Origin of the sequence: Undibacterium sp. Di26W (assembly GCF_049340265.1) — a bacterium.
GTDB lineage: Bacteria > Pseudomonadota > Gammaproteobacteria > Burkholderiales > Burkholderiaceae_D > Undibacterium.
The window spans coordinates 1-2,099 of the sequence record NZ_JBMPOR010000055.1 but is presented as its reverse complement, the minus strand read 5'-3'; the positions used below and the strand labels follow the sequence as shown (position 1 = coordinate 2,099).

The following is a 2,099-nucleotide window of genomic DNA, read 5'->3' as shown; positions in this document are numbered from 1 at the left end:
GCCGTCGTCATTGCGGATCTGTTTGGCAACCCCATTACCGTCACCGGCAACAACGTCGCCCCCGTCATCGGCGGCGTCGTCGCTGGCCAGGCCGGCAGCGAAACCACCCCGGTATCGCCATTTGCTGGCGTCACCATCACCGACCCCGATGTGGGCGCGTCTGAAACCATCATCATTACCCCCGATGTCGCCGCCAAAGGCGCCTTCACCGCCGCCTCCTTGACCGCCACCGGTTTCTCCACCGCCGATGGCGGCGTGACCTATACCCATGCCGCCGGTACCCCGGCAGTCGTCCAGGCGGCCCTGCGTGGCCTGGTATTCCAGCCCACTGCGGGCCGCTTGCCGGTCGGGAATACCGAAACCATCACCTTCACCCTCAGCGCCAGTGATGGCATTGCCGCTGCGGTACTGAATAACACCACCACCGTCATTGCCACTGGCATCAATGCCGCCCCCACCAATATCAACCTGTCGGTGGCCAGCATCCTGCAAGGTGCCCCTGACAACACCAGCGTTGGCACCCTGACTGCCACCGACCCCAATCCGGGTGACACCGCCAGCTTTAGTCTGGTGGCAGGCAATGGCACTAATGACCGCGACAATGCCAGGTTCAGCATCGCTGGCACCAGCCTGGTGGCCAACAACCCGCTGGGCATGACACCGGGCAACTATACCGTGCTGGTGCGTGCCACCGATGCCTTTGGTGGTACGTATAACAAGAGCTTCAGCATCACCGTGACAGACAATGTACCGCCGACTGCCACCGGCATCACCCGCCTCAATCCAGAAATCACCAACCTGACGACTGCCGATTACCAGGTCAGCTTCAGTGAAGCCGTCAGCGGGGTGAATGCGGCGGCCTTTGCCCTGGTGACGACCGGTACCGTCGCCGGCACCATCAGCAGCGTCACCCAGCTCACCGCGTCCACCTATAGCGTCAGAATCACGGGCCTGACCGGCGACGGCAGTCTGGGCCTGAACCTTAAAACTTCGGGCACCGGCATCATCGATACCGCCAGCCTGCCTTTGAATGGGGGCTTGACCGGTCCGCTCTACCAGGTCGACCATACGCCCCCTCTCAGTGCGATTGGTAACCTGAGGTTCTCGAATGATGATGGCGTCAGCAATAGCGACTTCATCACCACCGCCCCTTTGCAAACCATTAGCGGTACCCTGAGTACGGGCTTGCTGGCCGGTGACACGCTACAAGTCTCGCTCGACAATGGCGCTACCTGGATCAATACCGGCACCGGCCTTGGTGCCACCAGCTGGTCGCTGGCCAATCAAACCCTGGGCGGTAGCAATACCCTGAGAGTCCGGGTGACTGACCTGGCCGGGAATAGCGGGCCCACGGCAGTGCAGGCGTATTCCATCAACAACACCAGTGACAACAGTAATCCGGGGGATTCGGATACGGATGGGGATGGAATACCGCAACGTGTAGAAAACGCAGTCCCTAACCTGAACGGCATCGGTAATGGCGATGGCAATGGCGACGGCATCCTGGATCAGTCACAGAAGAATGTCAGTTCCCTGCCCTGGACCAGTACGCTGGGTAGCGGGCATTACGTCACACTGGCGAATACCCAGCAACTGACGCAGACCAAGACGCTGACGACGCCGACACCAACCAATGCCCCAACTGACCTGAGCATGCCGTATGGCTTGCTGACGGTACAGATAGAAGGTGGCAACACGGGCGGGGACGTGACGCTGTCGCTGTATACGGATGCGCTGGCACCGGTGAATGGCTACTGGGTGCAGAACAAGGCCGGTGAGTGGGTGAATATCGCCACCAATATCGCGACTGTCAACGGTAAGCTCAAAGTGGACTTGAAAGTCACTGATGGTAGCAGCTTCGATGCTGATGGCCTGAGCAATGGCAAGATTCTGCTGACCGGGGCGCTGGGCTTTAAGACGGTACCGACCACACCGTCCACCGGTTTGCCGAATGACAAGGATGCGGATGGGATCCCGGATGCGGTGGAATTACAACTGGGGACCAATCCGCTGGCGAAAGACAATGATGTCTTGCACCGTTCTGACTTGTTTGCCATGCAGTTGTACCGCGATGTGCTGTTCCGGGAAGCGGATACGGC

At 60.0% G+C, this 2,099-nt stretch carries 1 protein-coding gene; it reads left to right on the top strand.

Features of this window, described 5'->3' with window-relative positions; translation table 11 throughout:
• On the top strand, window positions 1-2,099 hold a 2,099-nt coding region (locus ACO0LM_RS28565), incomplete at both ends, for a beta strand repeat-containing protein (RefSeq protein ID WP_423042322.1).